Raw genomic sequence first — 15,227 nt, forward strand, 5'->3', positions numbered from 1 at the left:
CGGTGACAAGTCGTCAGCGTCCACTGGCGCGTCACCCGACGTGACCGCCACCTCGGGCTCCTCGGCGGATCCGCTGGCCAGGCGTCAGTCCTGATGGGCCAGGCCCACCCGCCAGGCCCAAGCGGCGATCTCCACTCGGTTGCGGGCGGCGAGCTTGCTCTGAATGTTGCCCAAGTGGGTCTTGACCGTCCCGACCCTGATGCAGAGGGCTTGAGCTATCTCGGCGTTGGTGAGTCCCTGGGCCACGAGCCTGACCACGTCCACCTCCCGCAGGGACAGGACCGTGTCCGGTGATCGCCGCGTACCGGGTGCCATCAACCGCCGCAGCAGACGGACCGTGATCGACGGACTGATGAGGGAGTCTCCCTCTGCCGCGGCTCGCACCGCCTCAGCCAGCAGCCGCGGGCCGGAGTCCTTGAGGATGAAGCCGCAGGCGCCCGACTGCAGCGCCGTGGTGACGTACTCCTCGTCGTCGAAGGTGGTGACCATGACCACCTTCGGGGTGTGGTCCGCGGTGGGGCGGGTCAGCGCACGCAGGGCGTCCAGCCCGTCCAGGCGCGGCATGCGGATGTCCATCAGGACGACGTCGGGCCGGTGCCGTGCGGCCTGTTCCACGGCCTGGACACCGTCCTCGGCCTCGGCGACCACCTCGATGTCGTTCTCTGCCGTAAGGATCATGGCGATGCCGGTGCGCACGATGGCCTGGTCGTCGGCGATCAGTACACGGATCACGGCGTGTCCGTCCCGGCCGGAGTGAGCGGCAGGCAGGCGCGGACCAGCCAGCCTCCGTCCGCGGTGGCACCGGCCCGGAGCGTTCCTCCGAGCCGTGTGACCCGTTCCTCCAGTCCCTTGAGCCCGTAGCCCGGGGAGGAGGTCTGGCGCACCGTTCCGTCGTTGCCGACCTCAACGACGGCTTGCTGCGGCAGCACCTGCACGCGGACGTGGACGTGGCGGCAGCCGTGGGCGTGTTTGCGGATGTTGGTGAGCGATTCCATCGTGACCCGGTGGGCGACGGCGGCCACGTCCGACGGCAGCGTGTCGGTGGGACCGGCCTCGGAGAGGTGCGCGGACACGTCGCGCAGACTGAAGCCGGCGACCAGGTCGCGCAGACCACTGATCCCTTCCGGTGCGGCCAGCGGAGCGTCGATGTCCTCGGCGCGCAGCCCGCCGACCATGCGACGCAGCGAGACCAGTGCCTCCGCGCCGGTCTGCTCGATGCGTTGCAGCGCCGGCGCGACCATGTCCGGGCGTTTGGTGGCGACCGCCTGGACGCCCTGTGCCTGGACGACGATCCCGGTCACATGGTGGGCCACGAAGTCGTGCAGCTCTCTGGCCAGGGCGATCCTCTGCTCCAGGCGGATCCGATGTTCCCGTTGCCATCGGTCGGCCACCACCAGCCGCGTGGCCAGACTCAGCCCTGTCACGGTCACGGCGACGAGCGTCAGGGAGAACGCCATGATCACGCTGCCTTCCTGGACGCGTACCGCCAAGGGACGCGCGATGATCGCGGCACACAGCGCCGCCGTGACCACGGCTGCGGACACCGGGGCGCCCCGTCGCACGGTAACGGCCAGAACGATCAGAAGCGCGACGGCTTCGAAGGCACCGTAGGCGGACGACGCCCCCGCCCCACCGGCTCTGAGATGGATCGCCACGGTGCAGGCCAGCGAAGCGGCGGCCGCGACTCCGCCCGCGCAGGCGAGCGCTCCCGGCCTGGCATCCCGAGCGGCGAGCGCGGGCACGCCCAGGAGCGTGGCGGCCACCACCGAAGCCGAGACCGTCAGCGCGGTTCCCGTGTCAGGTTGACGAAAGGTGCCGACCCTCACGTCGAGCAGGATGGCAGCCAGAGCGGTGCAGACCGCGGCCACCCACAGCAGGGCGCCGACGAGGCGGGAGCCACGGCGGGACCCTGGGTGACGAAAGCGCATGTCATGCAGCGTATGCGAGCGGGTCGTGCCTTTCTCTCTGCCGAAAGTCGTAGCCGTGCCGGCCAAGATCTGCCTTCCGCCGGATCCGCGCAGGCATCGCGCCAACGGAAGGTGATCGGAGATCCGCTGCCGAACGCCGTAGGAGCTCGGCGTGCATGTGAATGTCGTCATCCCCGCTGTCAGATCAACTTCATGCCGCTGATCACCCTCGACGCGACTGCCGTACCAAACGTGGTCATGTTCCTCCCGCTCGGGGTGCTGCTCCCGCTGATCTCACAGGTGAACAGGGTGCGGCGCGCGGCCGCGGTGAGCGCTCTGGCGAGCCTGTGCGTCGAAGCCACACAGCTGCTGTGTTACGTGATCTTCAACAACGGCCGGTCCTGTGACATCAACGACGTCCTCGCCAACGAGCTGGGAGGAATGATCGGCTACGCCGTGGTACGCGCCACGCTCAATGGGCGCGCCTGCGGATCCTTGCTGCGTGCCATCGCCCTGCCCGGGTCCTCGGCGCACGCGCAGGTCACGTCGGTCCGGTCAGCCTGCCCAGCCACATCGGTCACGACCCGGTGTTCAGCAGGCCAGGGCACTGTTCCTAGGCGCTGGTTGGTCAATGACTGACAGCCTGACGGCTTTCACCGTGTTTCGTCGGCGCTCGCCTCGGCAGGGAACTGGCGCGCGCGGGCGGTCTTCTGGGCAGCACCGGCCGGTAACCCTCGGTGCCCTCACCTCGCCCGCATCATGGCGGAGTCCCGACGGGCCGTGGAAGTCCAGCTCTACTCAGTCCAACGAGACCTCCCCGTCCGGGAGCCTCCCCTCCCAGTACCCGTCCATGAAGTCGAGTAGTTGAAGTGGCTCAACCTTCACGTGCGCGGAACGCAACTCGGCTGTTGTCCACCAACGTGCTTCTGTCGCAAGCGCGGAATGAATCCCCGTCTGCCAGCTTCCTGCCGCTGGCCGCACGACGACCTCGATGGCGTGCACGGTCACTGCTTGCGCTCCTGCTGTGGGTTCGGGCGTACGAGATGGTGGGCGCTGCCGGTTACGGCGTCCGGGACAAGGACCGAGCCGGGCCTTACTCGAGCGAGATTTCTCCGTCCGGCGGCCAGCCGTCCCAGTAGCCGTCCATGAAGTCGAGCAGTTCGGCGGGCTCGACCCAGCGCTCCGGCCGACCGCAACTCGGCGGTCGTCCACCAGCGGGCGTGCTGAGTGAAGGCGAAGCGCACGGACAGTGGCCGGCTTGCCGCTACCGGGCGGACCACGACGACGTACTGGGCGCCATGTGGTGCGTCCCTGCGGGAAGCTGGGCCGATGAGGGGCGAGATACGGAGCGCGGGGAGACGAGCGACGCCACGCAGGTGACGGGTTGCCGCACGGCGGCTGGTCTCACCAGGGCGCATGGGGACTGTCGGCAGGGTCCGGCGGGGTTCATCGTCGGGCGCAGACGGGATCGCACGATCACCATCAGTCCCGAAGCCGACGCCAAGCAGTGGCAAGCCCTGGACTACGGCAGCCCCAAATGGCAGAAGGTCTCGTCGGCGAGCGCCCCCGCCGACACACCCACCACCGCCGCCCGAAAAAAGAGCCGAGGAGCTGGAACCTCGACCGGCCACCTGGCTCCAGCGGCATAGATCAACCCGGCCCCAGCGCTGCGGCAGAACGAAGACAGACCCCGCCCGTGAGATAGCTCACGCGTGGGGGGCCTGTTGTATGGCCTGACAGACTGTGTGATGCCTCACAACGATCATGGAAACGAGAAACGGGCCCCTGTGGTGACTTCCGTCACCTGCAGAGACCCGTTCCGTCGGTTCTTCGCTGTGCGCGAGGGGGGAGTTGAACCCCCACGCCCTTGCGGGCACTGGAACCTGAATCCAGCGCGTCTGCCTATTCCGCCACCCGCGCATTGGGTGTGTCCTCGGGCTTGTGGGCTTTTCGGCCCGGCGCCTTCCGACATGCAGAACATTAGCACGCTGGGCAGGGTGCGTTCACATCCCTTTCCCCCGGGGCAGGGGTGACCGGAGAGACGCCCGGGAACCCCCGTACGTCCCGGCGGCGACCGGTTCACGTATCAACCTCGTACCTATGCGGGCCGTCTCCCCGGGAGCCGGGCCAGGTCCACAGTCGGGTGCGGGACACTGGTCCTCGGCCGCCTCTACGATCCTGACCGAAAGCGGGTCCCGATCCTGGGCAGAACCAGGTGGGGATCCGGGCAGAAGCAGGTACGGAGCAGGTCGTCGACACCCGTCGACGGGGCCGACAGGGGGAACCAGCCGATTCACCGGCGCGTGGATACGATCAGTAAGCAGTACCAGGTAAGCAGCAGGACGCGGGACGCAAGTCACGACGGAGGAGGTGCCCCATGGGAGTCCTGAAGAAGTTCGAGCAGCGTCTCGAGGGTCTGGTCAACGGCACCTTCGCCAAGGTCTTCAAGTCCGAGGTCCAGCCCGTGGAGATCGCGGGAGCGCTCCAGCGCGAGTGCGACAACAACGCGACGATCTGGAACCGCGACCGCACGGTCGTGCCCAACGACTTCATCGTGGAGCTGAGCGCGCCGGACTACGAGCGCCTCAGCCCCTACTCCGGGCAGCTCGGCGACGAGCTCGCCGGCATGGTGCGCGACTACGCCAAGCAGCAGCGCTACACCTTCATGGGGCCGATCAAGGTCAACCTGGAGAAGGCGGACGACCTCGACACCGGCCTCTACCGGGTGCGCAGCCGTACGCTCGCCTCCTCCAGCAACCAGCAGGCGCCCGAGCGCGGACCGGCCGGCGGCCAGCGCCCCGGCGGCTACGGCTACCCGCCCGCCGGCGCCGCGGCCGCGCCCCCCATGCCGTCCGCACCGCCGCCCGGCGCCCGTCCCGGCGGCTACGGCTACCCGCCCGCCGCGGGTGCCCAGCGCCCCGGCGCGGCAGCCGGCGGCGGCCTGGCCGGCGCCCCGCAGCCCGGGTCCCGTACCCGCCACTGGATCGAGATCAACGGCACCCGCCACCAGATCTCCCGCCCGACGCTCGTGCTGGGCCGCAGCACCGAGGCCGACGTGCGGATCGACGACCCCGGCGTCTCCCGCCGGCACTGCGAGATCCGGACCGGAACGCCCTCGACGATCCAGGATCTCGGGTCCACCAACGGCATCGTGGTGGACGGGCAGCACACCACCCGCGCTACGCTCCGCGACGGCTCGCGGATCGTCGTGGGCAGCACCACCGTTATCTATAGGCAAGCCGAAGGGTGAAGCGGGGGCAATGTCAGAGCTGACCCTCACGGTCATGCGGCTGGGTTTCCTGGCCGTACTGTGGCTGTTCGTGATCGTGGCCGTGCAGGTCATCCGCAGCGACCTGTTCGGTACGCGCGTCACCCAGCGCGGTTCGCGCCGGGAGGGCGGGCGGCCGCAGCAGGCCGCCCGGCAGGCCGCGCCCCCGCAGCAGCGCCAGCAGGCCGGCGGCGGCCGCCAGCGCCGTAACGCCCCCTCCAAGCTGGTGGTGACCGAGGGCACCCTCACCGGCACCACCGTCGCGCTGCAGGGCCAGACGATCACGCTGGGCCGCGCGCACGACAGCACGATCGTGCTGGACGACGACTACGCCTCCAGCCGCCATGCCAGGATCTACCCGGACCGCGACGGCCAGTGGATCGTCGAGGACCTGGGCTCCACCAACGGCACGTACCTCGACCGAACGCGGCTGACGACCCCCACACCGATCCCGCTGGGCGCGCCGATCCGCATCGGCAAGACCGTCATCGAGCTGCGGAAGTAGTGCTACATCATGAGTGAGCGCGAGCGGAGCGAGCACGCCACGGCGGCCGGCACCCCGGGCCCCGGCGCGCTCCCGACCGGAGGGTGGGCAGTGTGGCTCGACACGACCGGCTGTACCCGGGGCCGACGGGCGAGGTGCGCATGAGTCTGTCACTGCGCTTCGCCGCCGGATCGCACAGGGGCATGATCCGGGAGGGCAACGAGGACTCCGGTTACGCCGGTCCGCGCCTGCTCGCCATCGCCGACGGCATGGGCGGCGCCGCCGCCGGTGAGGTCGCCTCGTCGGAGGCCATCTCCACCATCGTCGCGCTCGACGAGGACGTGCCCGGCTCCGACGTCCTGACCTCACTCGGTACCGCCGTCCAGCGCGCCAACGACCAGCTGCGCGCCATGGTCGAGGAGGACCCCCAGCTCGAGGGCATGGGGACGACGCTGACCGCCCTGCTGTGGACGGGCCAGCGGCTCGGCCTGGTGCACGTCGGCGACTCGCGCGCGTACCTGCTGCGCGACGGCGTCCTGACGCAGATCACGCAGGACCACACCTGGGTCCAGCGCCTGGTCGACGAGGGCCGCATCACCGAGGAAGAGGCCACCACCCACCCCCAACGCTCCCTGCTCATGCGGGCGTTGGGCAGCGGCGAACACGTCGAGCCCGACCTGTCGATCCGTGAGGTGCGGGCCGGCGACCGCTACCTGATCTGCTCCGACGGTCTCTCCGGCGTGGTCTCCCACCAGACCCTCGAGGACACCCTCGCCAGCTACCAGGGCCCGCAGGAGACCGTGCAGGAGCTGATCCAGCTCGCGCTGCGCGGCGGCGGCCCCGACAACATCACCGTGATCGTCGCCGACGTCCTCGACCTGGACACCGGGGACACCCTCGCCGGGCAGCTGTCCGACACCCCGGTCGTGGTCGGCGCCGTCGCCGAGAACCAGAACCAGCTGAACGACAACGGCATCATGCAGACCCCGGCCGGCCGCGCCGCCGGCCTCGGCCGCCGGGGCCACGGAAGCGGCGGGGGCGGCGAGTTCGGCCCGCCCGGATCCGGTGACGTGACCGGCTTCATCCCCACCGGCGGCTTCGGCGACTACGGCGACGACGACTTCGTCAAGCCGCGCAAGGGCCGCAGGTGGCTGAAGAGGTCCTTCTACACCGCCCTCACGCTCGCCGTCATCGGCGGCGGGCTCTACGGCGGTTGGCGCTGGACGCAGACGCAGTACTACGTCGGCACCAAGGGCGAGCACCTCGCGCTGTACCGCGGCATCAGCCAGGACCTGGCCTGGGTCTCGCTCTCGAAGGTGGAGAAGGACCACCCCGAGATCGAACTCAAGTACCTCCCCGAGTACCAGCAGAAGCAGGTCGAGGCGACGATCCCCGCGGGCAGCCTGTCCAGCGCCCGGAAGAAGATCGACGATCTGGCCGTGCAGGCCTCCGCGTGCAAGAAGCGGGCGGAGACGGCCACGGCCCAGAGCCAGAAGACCTCCAAGACCGGCACGGGCGAGGCCGGAGGCATCACGGGAACCACTCCGTCCTCCCTCACGTCCAAGGCCACACCGAGCCCCTCGGTGTCCGCGTCCCCGTCCGCAACCGCGACCGCCACTCCCAGCCCCGGCCCCACCCTCTCGGAGGAAGAGCAGAAGGTCGTCTCGCTGTGCGGTAAGCAGTAGGCAAGCCGTGAGAGGCCCCGTCACACGATGAGCAGTACAACCAACCCGTCGACGCACCACACGTCCACGATCGGCTCGATCGGCACCCCGAGCCGACGCAACACCGAGCTCGCGCTCCTGGTGTTCGCCGTCGTCATCCCGGTGTTCGCCTACGCCAACGTGGGCCTCGCCATCAACGAGCAGGTGCCGTCCGGCCTGCTCGCCTACGGCCTGGGCCTGGGCCTGCTGGCCGGCGTCGCCCACCTCGTGGTCCGCAAGTTCGCGCCGTACGCCGACCCGCTGCTGCTGCCGCTGGCGACGCTGCTGAACGGGCTCGGACTGGTCGCGATCTGGCGGCTGGACCAGTCCAAGCTGCTGCAGTCCATCCAGCAGGCCGGGACGGCCGCGCCGCGGCAGCTGATGTACACGGCGATGGGCATCGCCCTGTTCATCGTGGTGCTGATCTTCCTCAAGGACCACCGCGTCCTGCAGCGCTACACCTACATCTCCATGGTCGGCGCGCTGTTCCTGCTGCTGCTCCCGCTCGTGCCGGGCCTCGGCCAGAACATCTACGGCGCCAAGATCTGGATCAAGGTCGGCAGCTTCTCCATCCAGCCCGGTGAGTTCGCCAAGATCGTGCTGGCGGTCTTCTTCGCCGGCTACCTGATGGTGAAGCGGGACGCGCTCGCGCTCGCCAGCCGCCGCTTCATGGGCCTGTACCTGCCGCGCGGCCGCGACCTCGGCCCGATCCTGGTGGTCTGGTTCATCTCGATCCTGATCCTGGTCTTCGAGACCGACCTGGGCACCTCGCTGCTGTTCTTCGGAATGTTCGTCATCATGCTGTACGTCGCCACCGAGCGGACCAGCTGGATCGTCTTCGGTCTGCTGATGTCCGCGGCCGGCGCGGTCGGTGTGGCGAGCTTCGAACCGCACGTCCAGCAGCGCGTCCAGGCCTGGCTCGACCCGATGAAGGAGTACACGCTCTCCCGGCAGGGCGTCGCGGGCCACTCCGAGCAGGCCATGCAGGCGCTGTGGGCGTTCGGCTCCGGCGGCACCCTCGGCACCGGCTGGGGCCAGGGCCACTCCGAGCTGATCCGGTTCGCCGCCAACTCCGACTTCATCCTCGCCACCTTCGGCGAGGAGCTGGGCCTGGCCGGCGTCATGGCGCTGCTGCTGCTGTACGGCCTGATCGTGGAGCGCGGCGTGCGCACCGCCCTCGCCGCCCGCGACCCGTTCGGCAAGCTGCTCGCCATCGGCCTGTCCGGCGCCTTCGCGCTGCAGGTGTTCGTCGTCGCCGGCGGTGTGATGGGGCTCATCCCGCTCACCGGTATGACGATGCCGTTCCTCGCGTACGGCGGTTCCTCCGTCATCGCCAACTGGGCCCTCATCGGCATCCTGATCAGAATCAGCGACACCGCCCGCCGCCCCGCCCCGGCCCCCGCCTCCAACCCCGACGCCGAGATGACCCAGGTGGTCCGCCCGTCATGAACAAGCCCCTTCGCCGGATCGCGATCTTCTGCGGACTTCTGATCCTCACCCTGCTCATCCGCGACAACTGGCTGCAGTACGCCAAGGCCAACGAGCTCGCCACCGACGACGACAACCGCCGTGTCAACATCGCGCGTTACGCCACCCCGCGCGGCGACATCATCGTCGACGGCAAGGCCATCACCGGGTCCGTCGAGGCGACCAGCGGCGACTACAAGTACAAGCGGACCTGGACGAACGGCGCCATGTGGGCGCCGGTCACCGGCTACTCCTCGCAGGCCTTCGGCGCCAACCAGCTCGAGAAGCTCGAGGACGGCATCCTCACCGGCAACGACGACCGGCTCTTCTTCCGCAACACGCTCGACATGATCACGGGCAAGAAGAAGGAGGGCGGCAGCGTCGTCACCACCCTCAACGCCGCCGCGCAGAAGGCCGCGTACGAGAAGCTGGGCGGCAAGAAGGGCGCCGTCGCGGCGATCGAGCCGTCCACCGGCAAGATCCTCGCGCTGGTCTCCACGCCGTCCTACGACCCGTCGAAGTTCGCCGGGACGTCGGACAAGGACGCCGCCGCCTGGAAGGCCGTCCAGAAGGAGAACAACCCCGACGACCCGATGCTGAACCGGGCGCTGCGCGAGACCTACCCGCCCGGCTCGACGTTCAAGGTCGTCACCGCGGCGGCCGCGCTGGAGAACGGCGAGGTGTCGGGCATCGACGAGGCCACCAAGACGCCGGACCCGTACCAGCTCCCGCAGTCGACCACGCCGCTCACCAACGAGCACGGTGAGTGCGAGAACGCCACCCTGAAGTACGCGCTCATGGTGTCCTGCAACACCGTCTTCGCGAAGATGGCCGACAACGTCGGCAACGAGAAGATGATCGAGCAGGCGGAGAAGTTCGGCTACAACAACAAGGAGCTGGACACCCCGGTCCGCGCCGCGGAGAGCGTCTACCCGGAGGACAACAGGCCGCAGAACGCCATGGACGGCATCGGCCAGGCCTCCAACCGGGCCACCCCGCTGCAGATGGCCATGGTCGCCGCCGCGATCGCCAACGACGGCAAGCTGATGAAGCCGTACATGGTCGACCAGCTCAAGGCCGCGAACCTCGACACCATCGAGACCACCGAGCCGCAGCAGCTGTCCCAGGCCGTCTCCTCGGAGACCGCGCAGAAGCTGCAGCAGATGATGGAGACGGTCGTCAACGACCCCCAGGGCACCGGCGGCAAGGCGAAGATCGACGGCGTGACGGTCGGCGGCAAGACCGGTACCGCCCAGCACGGCCTGAACAACAGCGAGAAGCCGTACGCCTGGTTCATCTCCTACGCGAAGCTGTCCGACGGCAGCGCGCCGGTCGCCGTGGCCGTGGTCGTCGAGGACGGTTCCGCCAACCGCGACGACATCAGCGGTGGCGGTCTGGCGGCCCCGATCGCGAAGGACGTGATGAAGGCAGTCATCGACAGCAAGAAGTGACCCCGATCACGTCGCCTACACATCGGTGCACGTTGCGATACCGGTCCTGTATCGGGTGACGGGCTTGGCCAGGTCACGACGCGCCGTCCGGGTACGGTATGCCCGGACGGCAGCCTCCGGCCGCACACGTGTGCCGGTCGGGACCGACGGAGAGGGCTGGTAGGTAGCTATGGAAGAGCCGCGTCGCCTCGGCGGCCGGTACGAGCTGAGCCACGTGCTCGGCCGTGGTGGCATGGCCGAGGTCTACCTCGCGCATGACACGCGCCTGGGCCGCACGGTGGCGGTGAAGACGCTGCGCGCCGACCTCGCGCGCGACCCTTCCTTCCAGGCCCGGTTCCGCCGGGAGGCCCAGTCGGCCGCCTCGCTCAACCACCCCGCGATCGTCGCGGTCTACGACACGGGCGAGGACTACATCGACAACGTGTCGATCCCGTACATCGTCATGGAGTACGTCGACGGCTCCACGCTCCGTGAGCTCCTGCACAGCGGCCGCAAGCTGCTGCCGGAGCGGGCCATGGAGATGACCATCGGCATCCTCCAGGGCCTGGAGTACGCCCACCGCAACGGCATCGTCCACCGCGACATCAAGCCGGCGAACGTCATGCTGACGCGCAACGGCCAGGTCAAGGTGATGGACTTCGGCATCGCCCGCGCCATGGGCGACGCCGGCATGACGATGACGCAGACGGCCGCGGTCATCGGCACCGCCCAGTACCTCTCCCCGGAGCAGGCGAAGGGCGAGCAGGTCGACGCCCGCTCCGACCTGTACTCCACGGGCTGCCTGCTGTACGAACTGCTGACCGTGCGGCCGCCCTTCGTCGGCGACTCCCCGGTGGCCGTGGCCTACCAGCACGTCCGTGAGGAGCCGCAGCCGCCGAGCGTCTTCGACCCCGAGATCACGCCCGAGATGGACGCGATCGTGCTCAGGGCGCTGGTCAAGGACCCGAACTACCGCTACCAGTCCGCGGACGAGATGCGCGCCGACATCGAGGCCTGCCTCGACGGCCAGCCGGTCGCGGCCACGGCGGCGATGGGCTCGGTGGGCTACGGCGGCTACCCCGACGACCAGCCGACGACGGCCCTGCGCTCCACGGACGCCGGCGCCACCTCGATGCTGCCGCCGATGAACCCGGACGACGGCGGCTTCGGCTACGACGACCGCCCCGACCGGCGCCGCCAGAAGAAGTCCAACACCTCGACGATCCTGCTGGTCGTCGCCGCGGTGCTGGTCCTCGTCGGCGCGATCCTCATCGGCAAGTGGGCCTTCAGCGGCGGGGGCGGCACGGACAAACCGTTCCCGGCACCGAACTTCGTCGGCCAGACCCTGGACCGCGCGCAGACGATGGCGACCAACGTGGACTTGAAGCTGGTGCCCACGGAGAAGCCCTGCGAGAACACGCCCAAGGGCAGCGTCTGCGACCAGAACCCGCCGGCCAAGGCCAATGTCAACAAGGGCGACACCATCAACATCACGGTGTCGACCGGCGCGCCGAAGGTGGCCGTGCCCAACGTCACCGGCAAGAGCCTCGAGGAGGCCAAGACGACGCTGGAGGGCGACAAGTACCAGTTCGTCGTCGAGACGAAGGAAGAGGTCTCCCTGCAGGAGCCCGGCACGGTGCTGTCCCAGGACCCCGATCTCGGCACCGAGGTGGAGAAGGGCTCCAAGATCACCCTCACCATCGCCAAGGCGGAGGAGAAGGCGACCGTCCCGGACGTCATCGGCAGGACCTGTGACGAGGCCAAGGCGCAGATGCAGGCCAGCAACCTCGTCGGGAACTGCGTCGAGGTCGACACCCAGGACCAGAACCAGGTCGGCAAGGTCATCGAGACCACGCCGTCGGCCAACTCCCAGGTGGACAAGGGCTCCCAGGTCCAGATCAAGGTCGGCCGCAGCTCCCAGACGCAGGTTCCGAACATCCAGGGCGCGAGCCTGAAGGACGCCAAGAAGGCCCTGCAGGACGCCGGTCTGAACGTCGGCAACATCACCGGTTCGACTGACGACAACGCCATCGTCTTCAGCTCGGATCCGGGCCAGGGCAGCACGGTGAACAAGGGCCAGACGGTCAACCTGGTCACCGTCGGCGGCAACGGTGGCAACAACGGCGGCAACAACAACGGCGGGACGGGCTTCTTCGGAGGCAACGACGGCGACGACTGACCGCCGCGTCCAGCACCGCTGAGACACAGGACATCGGGCCCTGCCGGAGATCGACCGGCAGGGCCCGATGTCTTGTTCCCCGTTCCGCGTTCAGGTCCGGACGGGCACCGCCCTCAGCGACGGGCACGGGGTCCGGAGACGAGCGCCGGACTCGGCGCTGATTCCCCGGTTCAGTGCGGAGCGCCGCGATCAGCGCAGTTCCACCGGCGGGGTCCGGTCCGCGTCCACCTTCTCCACGCGGTCCAGCTCGCCCCACACCACGTACCGGTAGCGGCTCGTGTAGACCGGCGTGCAGGTGGTCAGGGTGATGTACTTGCCGGCCTTCTTCCTGCCGGACTCCCTGGGGACCGCGCCGAGGACCTCGACGTTGTACTTCGAGGTCTCGGGCAGGACGGCGTACACCTTGTAGACGTACCAGGTGTCCCGCGTCTCGAAGACGATCGGGTCGCCCTTCTTCAGCTTGTGGATGTTGTGGAACTTCGCGCCGTGGCCGTCGCGGTGGGCGGCCAGGGAGAAGTTGCCGTCCTTGCCGGTCATGGGGAGCGCGGCCTTGACGGGGTCGGTGTAGTAGCCGGCGACGCCGTCGTTGAGGACCTTCGACGAGGTGCCCTTCTCGACCAGGACCTCGCCGTTCCTCATGGCGGGCACGTGCAGGAAGCCGATGCCGTTCTTGGTGTCGAGGGCGCCGGGACCGGTGTCCTCCTGGGCCCAGGAGTCGCGGACCTTGTCGCCCTGCCGGTCCGCCTTGCGGTCGGCGAGGACGTTCGTCCACCACAGGGAGTAGACGACGAACAGGCCGAGCACCAGCCCGGCCGTGATGAGGAGTTCGCCGAACACACTGACCGCCAGGGCGATCCGGCCGCCCCGGCGGCGCGGCGGCACGGCCGCCGTCGCGGACGCGTCGGCGTGCTCTGCGTGCTCAGTGTCGTCGGTGGTCGCTGCCACGGTCATCTGCCCCTACTCGACGAGCGCATCCGGCTTGCCCTTGCTGCGCGGCCGTTCCTCGACCATCTTGCCCCAGACGATCAACCGGTACTTGCTCGTGAACTCCGGTGTGCACGTCGTCAGGGTGATGTACCGGCCGGGTCCGGTGAATCCGGAGTCCGGCGGCACCGGCTCGAGGACGCTCACGTTGCTCGGCGAGGTCACCGGCAGCATCGACGCCATCTTGTAGACGTAGTACTCGTCTTGGGTCTCGACGACGATCGCGTCGCCGGGCTGGAGCCTGTTGATGTACCGGAACGGCTCGCCGTGCGTGTTGCGGTGGCCCGCGAGCCCGAAGTTGCCGGTCTTCGCGTCGGGCATGGCCGTCTTCAGCGCGCCCTCGGCGTAGTGCCCGACCATGCCCTTGTCGAGCACCTTCTTGTTGCTGATGCCCTCGGCGATCGGCACCACCACGTCCAGCTTGGGGATGTGCAGGATCGCGAAGCCCTGTCCCGGCGAGAAAGTGCCCGGGTTGCGTTTGCCGTTCGCCCAGTCGTCCTGGAGGCTGCTCGCCTCCTTGTCCGCCTGCGCGTGCGCCCGGACGTTCGTCCACCACAGCTGGTAGGTGACGAAGAGCAGCATCAGCACGCCCGTGGTGATGAAGACCTCGCCGACGGCCCGGCTGGCGACCACGGCCGGGCTCGGCTTGCGCGCCCGCGCCTGCCGGCGGGCCTCCACCCGCGAGAGCGGCCTCGCCCCCGCCTCTACCGACTGCGCCGCCTCCGGGGCGCCGCCACGACGCCCGTGACGGCGCTTGGCGGCCTTTCTGCGGGCCGCACGGCCGCCGACAGGGTGTCCGGGAGCCGGCGAGGCTGTCGGGGCGTCAGAAGCGGATATGGACGCGCCACCGAACGCGGACTCCGGCGGCTGCGGTATCCGCAGGGCCACCGTCTCCTCGTCGAGGGGAGGCTCGTACGGCGTGCCGCCGTAGAGGTCCTCGCGCTCGGGGCGCAGCGCGGTCACGCCGTGGCCCTGCCCACCACCGGGGCGAGCCCCGCCGACCTCGCCACCGCGCCCTGGTCACCGCACTCCACCAGCCAGTTGGCCAGCATCCGGTGCCCGTGCTCGGTCAGCACCGACTCCGGGTGGAACTGGACGCCCTCGACGGGCAGTTCACGGTGGCGCAGACCCATGATGATGCCGTCCTGGGTGCGGGCCGTGACCCGCAGCTCATCCGGGACCGTCGCCGGCTCGGCCGCGAGGGAGTGGTAGCGGGTCGCCGTGAAGGGCGAGGGCAGCCCGGCGAAGACGCCCTGGCCCTCGTGCTCCACCAGCGAGGTCTTGCCGTGCAGCAGCTCCGGCGCCCGGTCCACCACACCGCCGTACGCCACCTGCATCGACTGCATGCCCAGGCAGACGCCGAAAACGGGCACACCGGTCGTCGCGCAGTGGCGGACCATGTCGACGCAGACGCCGGCCTCCTCGGGCGTGCCCGGGCCGGGCGAGAGCAGGACGCCGTCGAAGCCGTCCTGTGCGTGGGAGGTGGACACCTCGTCGTTGCGCAGGACCTCGCACTCGGCGCCCAGCTGGTACAGGTACTGGACCAGGTTGAAGACGAAGCTGTCGTAGTTGTCGACGACGAGAATGCGCGCGCTCACTGGTTGTCCACCGTCACATCGTTGAAGGGAAGCAGCGGTTCGGCCCACGGGAAGACGTACTGGAACAGGACATACACGACGGCCACAACCAGCACGATCGAGATCAACGCCTTCACCAAGGCGTTCCCCGGCAGATGCCGCCAGATCCAGCCGTACATGCCGTCCCTTCCGTCGCACCACGGCACCAGACTCACGCCGTACGTCACC

13 protein-coding genes and 1 tRNA gene are annotated in these 15,227 nt (G+C 69.2%); 7 read left to right on the plus strand and 7 right to left on the minus strand.

Annotated features, from left to right (window positions below; genetic code table 11):
* Positions 1-84: 84 nt before the first annotated feature.
* Positions 85-732 carry a response regulator transcription factor gene (locus ACIHAR_RS22750; protein WP_365462859.1) on the minus strand — a complete coding sequence of 216 codons (648 nt, stop codon included), beginning with the start codon at positions 730-732 and terminating at the stop codon, positions 85-87.
* Positions 729-1,994 (minus strand): sensor histidine kinase, encoded by a 1,266-nt coding sequence (locus ACIHAR_RS22755; protein ID WP_400021383.1) that lies wholly within the window; start codon positions 1,992-1,994, stop codon positions 729-731. The genes ACIHAR_RS22750 and ACIHAR_RS22755 overlap by 4 nt, the downstream gene beginning before the upstream one ends.
* Positions 1,995-2,120: 126 nt before the next feature.
* Between ACIHAR_RS22755 and ACIHAR_RS22760 the strand changes: the two genes are divergently transcribed.
* Positions 2,121-2,546 carry a VanZ family protein gene (locus ACIHAR_RS22760; RefSeq protein WP_400021385.1) on the plus strand — a complete coding sequence of 142 codons (426 nt, stop codon included), beginning with the start codon at positions 2,121-2,123 and terminating at the stop codon, positions 2,544-2,546.
* 1,197 nt (positions 2,547-3,743) lie between these two features.
* Here ACIHAR_RS22760 and ACIHAR_RS22765 read toward each other — a convergent pair.
* Positions 3,744-3,827: transfer RNA gene (locus ACIHAR_RS22765), tRNA-Leu, on the minus strand.
* A gap of 457 nt (positions 3,828-4,284) precedes the next feature.
* On the opposite strand from ACIHAR_RS22765, the gene ACIHAR_RS22770 reads away from it, so the two are divergent.
* The 6 genes from ACIHAR_RS22770 to pknB all read left to right on the plus strand — a co-directional run bounded on the left by ACIHAR_RS22770 (position 4,285) and on the right by pknB (position 12,438).
* The gene (locus ACIHAR_RS22770) at positions 4,285-5,157 is read left to right on the plus strand and encodes a DUF3662 and FHA domain-containing protein (protein ID WP_365462850.1); all 873 of its coding nucleotides are present in this window, start codon (positions 4,285-4,287) and stop codon (positions 5,155-5,157) included.
* Between the two features lie 10 nt (positions 5,158-5,167).
* Positions 5,168-5,680, plus strand: coding sequence for an FHA domain-containing protein (locus tag ACIHAR_RS22775; protein ID WP_365462847.1), 513 nt, complete (start codon positions 5,168-5,170; stop codon positions 5,678-5,680).
* A gap of 140 nt (positions 5,681-5,820) precedes the next feature.
* Positions 5,821-7,344: a Stp1/IreP family PP2C-type Ser/Thr phosphatase gene (locus tag ACIHAR_RS22780; RefSeq protein WP_400021388.1), complete on the plus strand. Its 1,524-nt coding sequence runs from the start codon at positions 5,821-5,823 to the stop codon at positions 7,342-7,344.
* A gap of 27 nt (positions 7,345-7,371) precedes the next feature.
* On the plus strand, positions 7,372-8,811 hold the full coding sequence (locus tag ACIHAR_RS22785) for an FtsW/RodA/SpoVE family cell cycle protein (protein ID WP_365462841.1): 1,440 nt from the start codon (positions 7,372-7,374) through the stop codon (positions 8,809-8,811).
* A complete protein-coding gene (locus ACIHAR_RS22790) occupies positions 8,808-10,280 on the plus strand; it encodes a penicillin-binding transpeptidase domain-containing protein (protein WP_365462838.1) in 1,473 nt (490 codons plus the stop codon). The genes ACIHAR_RS22785 and ACIHAR_RS22790 overlap by 4 nt, the downstream gene beginning before the upstream one ends.
* A 169-nt stretch (positions 10,281-10,449) precedes the next feature.
* Positions 10,450-12,438 carry a Stk1 family PASTA domain-containing Ser/Thr kinase gene (pknB, locus tag ACIHAR_RS22795; RefSeq protein ID WP_365462835.1) on the plus strand — a complete coding sequence of 663 codons (1,989 nt, stop codon included), beginning with the start codon at positions 10,450-10,452 and terminating at the stop codon, positions 12,436-12,438.
* 189 nt (positions 12,439-12,627) lie between these two features.
* Here pknB and ACIHAR_RS22800 read toward each other — a convergent pair whose 3' ends face one another.
* From ACIHAR_RS22800 to ACIHAR_RS22815, 4 genes are read right to left on the minus strand one after another with little or no spacing between them, the layout of a single operon-like run.
* Complete coding sequence (locus ACIHAR_RS22800; protein ID WP_400021392.1) at positions 12,628-13,389, minus strand: class E sortase; 762 nt, start codon at positions 13,387-13,389, stop codon at positions 12,628-12,630.
* Positions 13,390-13,395: 6 nt separating this feature from the next.
* Complete coding sequence (locus ACIHAR_RS22805; RefSeq protein WP_400021394.1) at positions 13,396-14,385, minus strand: class E sortase; 990 nt, start codon at positions 14,383-14,385, stop codon at positions 13,396-13,398.
* Positions 14,382-15,020, minus strand: coding sequence for an aminodeoxychorismate/anthranilate synthase component II (locus ACIHAR_RS22810; protein ID WP_365462826.1), 639 nt, complete (start codon positions 15,018-15,020; stop codon positions 14,382-14,384). Before ACIHAR_RS22810 ends, ACIHAR_RS22805 begins: the two co-directional genes overlap by 4 nt.
* A complete protein-coding gene (locus ACIHAR_RS22815; RefSeq protein ID WP_365462823.1) occupies positions 15,017-15,226 on the minus strand; it encodes a hypothetical protein in 210 nt (69 codons plus the stop codon). The genes ACIHAR_RS22810 and ACIHAR_RS22815 overlap by 4 nt, the downstream gene beginning before the upstream one ends.
* Position 15,227 lies beyond the last annotated feature (1 nt).

This window comes from Streptomyces sp. NPDC052016 (assembly GCF_044548445.1).
Taxonomy (GTDB): domain Bacteria; phylum Actinomycetota; class Actinomycetes; order Streptomycetales; family Streptomycetaceae; genus Streptomyces.

What these genes read in the sequence shown, in the direction of transcription:
- ACIHAR_RS22760 (WP_400021385.1), top strand. Translation starts at nt 2,121, where the DNA reads ATGCCGCTGATCACCCTCGACGCGACTGCCGTACCAAACGTGGTCATG.
- ACIHAR_RS22775 (WP_365462847.1), top strand. Translation starts at nt 5,168, where the DNA reads ATGTCAGAGCTGACCCTCACGGTCATGCGGCTGGGTTTCCTGGCCGTA.
- pknB (WP_365462835.1), top strand. Translation starts at nt 10,450, where the DNA reads ATGGAAGAGCCGCGTCGCCTCGGCGGCCGGTACGAGCTGAGCCACGTG.
- ACIHAR_RS22800 (WP_400021392.1), bottom strand. Translation starts at nt 13,389, where the DNA reads ATGACCGTGGCAGCGACCACCGACGACACTGAGCACGCAGAGCACGCC.
- ACIHAR_RS22780 (WP_400021388.1), top strand. Translation starts at nt 5,821, where the DNA reads ATGAGTCTGTCACTGCGCTTCGCCGCCGGATCGCACAGGGGCATGATC.
- ACIHAR_RS22785 (WP_365462841.1), top strand. Translation starts at nt 7,372, where the DNA reads ATGAGCAGTACAACCAACCCGTCGACGCACCACACGTCCACGATCGGC.
- ACIHAR_RS22770 (WP_365462850.1), top strand. Translation starts at nt 4,285, where the DNA reads ATGGGAGTCCTGAAGAAGTTCGAGCAGCGTCTCGAGGGTCTGGTCAAC.
- ACIHAR_RS22790 (WP_365462838.1), top strand. Translation starts at nt 8,808, where the DNA reads ATGAACAAGCCCCTTCGCCGGATCGCGATCTTCTGCGGACTTCTGATC.